This is a genomic window from Priestia sp. KCTC 13724, assembly GCF_056820425.1.
In genome coordinates this window covers 1-6,702 of sequence record NZ_JBXDLD010000135.1, presented here as the reverse complement: position 1 = coordinate 6,702, position 6,702 = coordinate 1, and the positions used below count along the sequence as shown (strand labels likewise).

Below are 6,702 nucleotides of genomic sequence, written 5' to 3'. Positions count from 1 at the left end.
CACTTTTTTGAAAAACTACGTCACATTCCAAGGGATAAGTCTGTCTAATTTTGGATAATCAACACTCGTGATGCAAATAGCTTTGTGAACCTTCATATTTGACGAAGCTTGAAACAACGGAGGTGGGGAACCTGTGAAGATACCGTCTCATCCCTTTTCTTTAATGGGGAAAATTTATCGAGGCATCATGCCAACTGTACATGAAGAGCTGAAACAGTGGCGTTTGAAAGCAGAAAAAATACCAAATATGGAACTGCGAACGCAAGCTTTAGATAGCATTGATACCAAAACCTTTCACTGTGAAGGAGGAGGTATACTGGCCATTTTGGCAAAAGAACAAATGAAAACCTGTATTCGCTTTATCGTTGCGTATCAGACCATTAGTGACTATTTAGACAACTTGTGTGATCGCAGCAATTCGCTCGATCCAAAAGATTTTGCAGCGCTCCATGAATCTATGCCAGACGCGTTAACACCTGGTGCACCATTAAAAGACTATTACCGCTATAGAGATGATAAAGATGACGGTGGATATCTTAATGAGCTGGTTCTGACATGTCAACAGACGCTGGAAAAAGCACCTAAGTACGCTATTGTAGTGCCGTACTTGATTGAATTGGCTAATTATTATTGTGACTTACAGATACATAAACATGTAAAGATAGAAGAACGTGTACCTAGGCTTGAGAAGTGGTTTTCAGAGCATAAGGAGTCATTGCCATCGATGTCATGGTATGAATTTTCAGCATGTTCGGGTTCGACGCTCGGTATCTTTTGTTTAGCTGCGTATAGCTTTACAAAAGACTTTACAGTGCAACATGCAGAGCAAGTACGCAATGGTTACTTTCCTTATATTCAAGGGTTGCATATCTTGTTAGATTATTTAATCGATCAAGAGGAAGACGTTGAAGGAGGAGATCTAAACTTCTGCTTCTATTATCCTCATCATCAAGATATGATGAATCGATTTCTACATTTTGTCACAAAGTCTGGCGAGCATGCTCAACATTTACCAGATGCTCATTTTCACCGTTTTATTTACCAAGGTTTACTTGGTGTTTATTTATCAGATCAAAAAGTTCGGAGCCAAAAGGAAGTAGCTCGAAGCGCTAAAAAACTTATAAAAGCAGGTGGGTCTTTGAGTTATTTCTTCTATGTCAACGGGCGATTATATCGAATGTTAAAAAGATAAGCTTTTGCCAAATGGCAAAAGCTTATCTTTTTTCAATGGCCACAATAAATGGCGGATTATTTTGTTGGTTTATAAACTGGTAGCGTAAAACATGAACGATTTGTTGGTCAAGATTCGATACATAATGAAGCACATCATCACGTTCTATCTGTCCTTGTTCATGTCCGTGATAAATAACAAGTACGATAATCCCCTCGGGTGCTAATAGTTCAATCAGCTGCTCAATCGCTTGAATGGTGGACGTTGAGAGAGTAACAATTTTTTTATTTCCACCCGGTAAGTATCCAAGATTGAAGATTGCACCTGTTAGGTTACCATGTAAATGAGTTGGAATATGGTTTTTTAAACGACTATGGCTATCTTTTATAAGAGTAACTTGTTGTTCAATCCCTTGTTTAGCCAATCGTTCAGACGTATTTTGAATTGCTTCATCTTGGATATCAAATCCGTATACATGTCCACTTGCGCCCACTAATTTTGCTAAGAATGACGTGTCGTGACCGTTTCCAACGGTCGCATCAATGACCGTATCACCTTCGTTAACAGCACTTGTTAACAGCGTGCGAGCAAAAGGAAGAATGCGTTCAATTTTCATAATGCTGAAACACCCTTTGCAAAGAATTTTCCTTGGTAGCTACCTCGACGTTTGAGTTCTTGGTCAATTGTGTTTAATACATTCCATTTATCCACGCTCCACATCGGTCCAATCATCAAGTCAATTGGGCCATCTCCTGTAATGCGATGAACAATCATCTCTGGTGGTAAAATTTCAAGCTGGTTGCACACAAGGCTGATGTAATCATCAAATGATAAAAATTTGAGTAGGCCTTTCTCATACTGCTTGACCATTGGAGTGCCTTTTAATAAATGAAGTAAGTGAATCTTAATGCCTTGTACATCCATTTCTGCTACTTCCCTTGCAGTTTCCATCATCATATCTTGAGTTTCAAGAGGAAGGCCATTAATAATATGAGCACAAACGCGAATCCCATGCTTTCGAAGCTTTGCAACACCCTCTAAGTAACATGCATGGTCGTGTGCACGATTAATTAACGCAGAAGTACTCTCATGAATCGTTTGTAGCCCTAGCTCTACCCATAAATACGTACGTTCGTTGAGTTCTGCTAAATACTCAACTACGTCATCTGGTAAGCAATCTGGGCGGGTAGCAATGGATAATCCGACAACGCCTGGTAATGCTAAAACTTCTTCATATTTTTGGCGTAATTCTTCGACTGGTGCATGTGTATTTGTGAATGCTTGGAAGTAAGCAATATATTTTCCGTCTTTCCACTTATGGTGCATCTTTTCTTTTATCTTGTTAAATTGTGTAGTCAAGCTTTCAGTGCGATTTCCAGCAAAATCTCCAGATCCCGCAGCGCTACAAAAGGTACATCCACCGTATGCAACGGTTCCGTCTCGATTAGGACAGTCAAATCCGCCGTCTAACGCCACTTTAAATACTTTATGACCAAAGTGTTGTCTTAAATGGTAGTTCCATGTGTGATAACGTTTATCCTCCGCTTTATATGGAAATGGGTTTTCTTGACTCAAGTCAATACCCTCCTTTATCTATGTACAGTACGTGTCTTAAATACAACATCAAATTGTATCAGAAAAAAAGAAAAGTTCCAAAGGCAATGTGAAATTCTATATTTTACAAATGATTTTTTCTAGAGATATGTCGTAAATTTGTCCAAAGATGAGCAAAATACATCTGAAACTAAAGAGTGTGGAGGGAGATAATCATGGCAACACGTCAATCAGTAGATAAGCTTCTTCAGCAATGTGAAGATGCGCTTCGATATGCGCAAAGTCAATTATCTGAAGGCATGAAACAAGAACATTATAATGATACAGAATATACAAAAGCACAGCTTGGCCTTGAAAATGCATATAAAGAACTTGAAGAGCTTGCTCATAGCGCAAATGATCAACAGCGTGAACAGCTTTATCGCATGCGCCTTCAAATTCAGCAAACGCAAAATCAAATGATCCTAACTGAACATTAAGGGGGAAATAGCGATGGCTACTCGTTCAAATCAGAATAATCCAGAGCAAAAGACAAAAGATGGAATCAATAATAACGATATTGAAGTAGGTAAAGATTTCGATCCAGTAAAAGAGTTAAAGGCTCGTAACAGCAAGCGTGCACAGCCCGATAAATCAAAAACAAAATAAGGTAAAAGAGGCTGGGACATAAGTAATTCAGCCAATGATAAACCTGAACGATTGAGAATTTCTCACTTTTAATCGTTCAGGTTTTTTGGTTGATTGTGAAAACAATGTTGGAAACAGGGTGGAATGGAGCGTAGGACACTCGACTCCTGCGGGAAAGAGAGGGAAAACTGAGATCCCGCAGCGCAGCGAGGAAGCTCAGGTTCCTCCCCGCGGAAAGCGAGTGGCCGTAGCGCAATGGAACGAACGTGTTCAGACAAACCAAAAAGATTGGAACAGCTATTGTTCGCCTCTTAGAAGCAATCATTTTGTTATGTCCCAAACTCTCTTTTTTAATAGAAAGTTAATTGAAAACATTTTTAATTAACTTTCTATATGCTAACTCATTGCGAAATAAAGTAGAAAGGACTAGAATGTACGTTGGCTTTAAAAGTTCTCAACAGTTGAAAGGAGAAATAGATATGCCAAAGTCATTATGGTTTTTAATCATTGGAATGTTAGTAAACGTTACGGGCGCTTCGTTTTTATGGCCTTTAAATACAATTTATATACATGATCATCTCGGTAAATCATTATCCGTAGCAGGCTTTGTTTTAATGTTAAATGCTGGTGCTAGCGTAATTGGTAATCTTATTGGAGGTACCTTGTTTGATAAAATAGGAGGGTATAAATCCATTTTATCAGGTATTGTTATCACCTTGATAGCATTGGTTGGGTTAGTGTTTTTTCACGATTGGCCTACATACGTTGTGTTACTTGTCATCGTTGGTTTTGGCTCGGGAATTGTATTTCCATCTATGTACGCAATGGCTGGAACGGTTTGGCCAAAAGGTGGACGTAAGTCCTTTAATGCCATTTACGTAGCTCAAAATGCAGGGGTAGCAATTGGTGCAGCTCTTGGAGGAATTGTAGCTTCTTATTCATTTACCTATATCTTCTTAGCAAACACGTTACTGTACGTGGTTTTTTTATTGATTGCATTTTTCACGTACAAGAACATTTCAGTTACGGGTTCAGCCCAAACGAGTGTATTGCAAGAAGCTAAGGGGATTAAAAATCACTATAAGCTGATTGCTTTATTAACTTTATGTGTGGGCTATTTGCTGTGCTGGATGGCGTATGTACAGTGGCAAACAACAATTGCTACGCATACATTAGAGCTTAATATCCCATTATCTCAGTACAGTATGCTTTGGACAATTAATGGCATTTTAATCGTTGCAGCACAGCCGTTTATTGTACCAGTCGTACAAAAGTTTGCGAAGACGTTAAAAGTGCAAATTATGATTGGTACGGCAATCTTTATTGCATCTTTTATTATTGTTTTGCAGGCAACTACATTTGTAGACTTTTTAATTGCGATGATTGTCTTAACGATTGGAGAAATGTTTGTTTGGCCTGCAGTTCCAGCAGTAGCAAACGAATTAGCGCCAAAAGGTAGAGAAGGGTTCTATCAAGGCATTGTAAATAGTACGGCTACGGGTGGCAGAATGATTGGTCCTGTTTTCGGTGGGATGATGGTGGATCATTTTGATGTTTCTGTGCTCGTGTATAGCTTAATTGCTTTTCTATTCTTAACATTTTTCACAACATGGTTTTATGATTTGAGAACAAAAGAACAATCTACAAAGCGTTATCAAGTAACGGTTTCAAAATAAATTAAAAAGCTGAAAAGCGATGCCAGACGGCGTCGCTTTTTTGTTCCATAAAACCTGGTATGTCTCAATGGTTTGTCTAATAAGATAGTAGAAGTCAAAAGGGAGGAGGTTATTTTTCACTTAATTGTAAACGCTTTCTAAGATAAGGGGGAAGAAAACGTGCTTAGTATGATTGGGTTAATCGGTGGTTTAGTCTTGCTTATTGTGCTTACTATGAGAGGAATGAACTTATTAATAGCAGGACCTTTAAGTGCTTTAGTAGTAGCTTTAACAAGTGGAATGCCTTTGTTTCCGCAGCTTGTTAAAGAAGGTGAAGTGAACTTTGTTGGTAACTATATGTCAGGATTTACGGGCTTTGTGACGTCTTGGTATTTAATGTTCTTACTTGGAGCAATCTTTGGAAAAGTGATGGAAGATAGCGGTGCTGCTGATAGCGTTTCAAAATGGATTGTTGAAAAGCTCGGTATGAAAAGAGCTGTATTAGCCATTGTTTTAGCCTGTGCTGTATTAACTTATGGTGGAGTCAGCTTGTTTGTCGTAGCTTTTTCTGTGTATCCCATGGCGGTAAGTTTGTTTAAGCAAGCTAACCTACCACGACGCTTTATTCCAGCTGCTCTTGCTTTTGGCTCTGTTACGTTTACAATGACTTCAGCTGGTTCACCTGAAATTCAAAACTGGATTCCAATTGATTATTTGAATACATCGCCTTATGCAGGGTGGGAAGTAAGTTTAATTGTGGCGGTATTAATGGCAGTGTTTGGCTATTGGTGGTTGAAGAAAATTATTACAAAAGCAGTGCAAAATGGTGAGCACTTTGTTGAGAGAGAGACGGACCCAAAAATGGAGAAAGGAAGAGAGTTACCTCATCCATTGCTTAGTTTAATTCCTTTAGTTGTCGTTCTTATTTGTTCATTTGTATTCCATAATTCATTGATGCAATCAGCTCTTATCATTGCGCTATTAAGTGGAATCATTGCTACGTATGTATTAAACCGTCGTTACTTTAAAGACTTCTGGGGAGCACTATCTGAAGGAACACTTGGTGCTTTAATTGCAATTGGAAATACGGCAGCTGTTGTTGGATTTGGCGGAGTAGCAAAGGCAGCTCCAGCTTTTAATGTCGCTGTTGAAGCGATGACCAGTATTCCGGGCAGTCCGTTAATTGGAGGCGCCATTGCAGTAAGCGTTATCGCAGGGATGACCGGATCGGCATCCGGTGGCCAAGCGATTGCTTTACCTCTCTTAGCACCACATTATATGGACGCAGGTGTTAATCCTGAAGCACTTCATCGAGTTGTGGCCATTTCATCTGGCGTGTTGGACTCGCTTCCCCATAATGGATATGTTGTAACTACAATTAACTCTATTTGTGGTGAAACACATAAAGATGCCTATGGCTCCGTGGCAGCTATGACTGTCGTTGTTCCGCTCGTAGGGTTAGCGATAGCTATTGCCCTCTTTACGTTTGGAGTGGGTATTTAAAGAGTAAGATGTTCAGCACATGGACATTTTAGCCGTTTGTGTGCTGAATGTTTGAATATTTCTTAAAAAAATGGGCATTATGTATGTTTTTAAGAGATTTGTTTATAAATAACTGATAATGAGTAAATTCAGTTCAAAATATTTCCATCTTATAAAATAAAAAAGACAAATACGCAAACCTGGTTTAGAATG

At 38.9% G+C, this 6,702-nt stretch carries 8 protein-coding genes; 6 read left to right on the top strand and 2 right to left on the bottom strand.

Annotation, left to right across the window (positions count from 1 at the left end; genetic code table 11):
• Positions 1-133 precede the first annotated feature (133 nt).
• A complete protein-coding gene (locus tag AC1UFB_RS16505; protein ID WP_100346697.1) occupies positions 134-1,192 on the top strand; it encodes a tetraprenyl-beta-curcumene synthase family protein in 1,059 nt (352 codons plus the stop codon).
• A gap of 22 nt (positions 1,193-1,214) precedes the next feature.
• On the opposite strand, the gene mnmM is transcribed toward AC1UFB_RS16505, so the two are convergent.
• Both mnmM and mnmL read right to left on the bottom strand, forming a co-directional pair.
• Positions 1,215-1,787 carry a tRNA 5-(aminomethyl)-2-thiouridylate-methyltransferase MnmM gene (gene mnmM, locus AC1UFB_RS16500; protein WP_061784923.1) on the bottom strand — a complete coding sequence of 191 codons (573 nt, stop codon included), beginning with the start codon at positions 1,785-1,787 and terminating at the stop codon, positions 1,215-1,217.
• A complete protein-coding gene (gene mnmL / locus AC1UFB_RS16495) occupies positions 1,784-2,746 on the bottom strand; it encodes a tRNA modification radical SAM protein MnmL/YtqA (RefSeq protein WP_025909514.1) in 963 nt (320 codons plus the stop codon). Before mnmL ends, mnmM begins: the two co-directional genes overlap by 4 nt.
• A gap of 194 nt (positions 2,747-2,940) precedes the next feature.
• Between mnmL and AC1UFB_RS16490 the strand changes: the two genes are divergently transcribed.
• The 5 genes from AC1UFB_RS16490 to AC1UFB_RS16470 all read left to right on the top strand — a co-directional run bounded on the left by AC1UFB_RS16490 (position 2,941) and on the right by AC1UFB_RS16470 (position 6,510).
• The gene (locus AC1UFB_RS16490) at positions 2,941-3,204 is read left to right on the top strand and encodes a YtzC family protein (RefSeq protein WP_025909513.1); all 264 of its coding nucleotides are present in this window, start codon (positions 2,941-2,943) and stop codon (positions 3,202-3,204) included.
• A 13-nt stretch (positions 3,205-3,217) separates the two neighbouring features.
• Positions 3,218-3,373, top strand: coding sequence for a hypothetical protein (locus AC1UFB_RS16485; protein WP_025909512.1), 156 nt, complete (start codon positions 3,218-3,220; stop codon positions 3,371-3,373).
• A gap of 118 nt (positions 3,374-3,491) precedes the next feature.
• Positions 3,492-3,737 (top strand): hypothetical protein, encoded by a 246-nt coding sequence (locus tag AC1UFB_RS16480; protein WP_482589508.1) that lies wholly within the window; start codon positions 3,492-3,494, stop codon positions 3,735-3,737.
• A 94-nt stretch (positions 3,738-3,831) separates the two neighbouring features.
• Positions 3,832-5,028, top strand: a complete 1,197-nt coding sequence (locus AC1UFB_RS16475) for an MDR family MFS transporter (RefSeq protein WP_240046420.1) — start codon at positions 3,832-3,834, stop codon at positions 5,026-5,028.
• 159 nt (positions 5,029-5,187) lie between these two features.
• Positions 5,188-6,510 (top strand): GntP family permease, encoded by a 1,323-nt coding sequence (locus tag AC1UFB_RS16470; protein WP_025909509.1) that lies wholly within the window; start codon positions 5,188-5,190, stop codon positions 6,508-6,510.
• Positions 6,511-6,702: the final 192 nt, after the last annotated feature.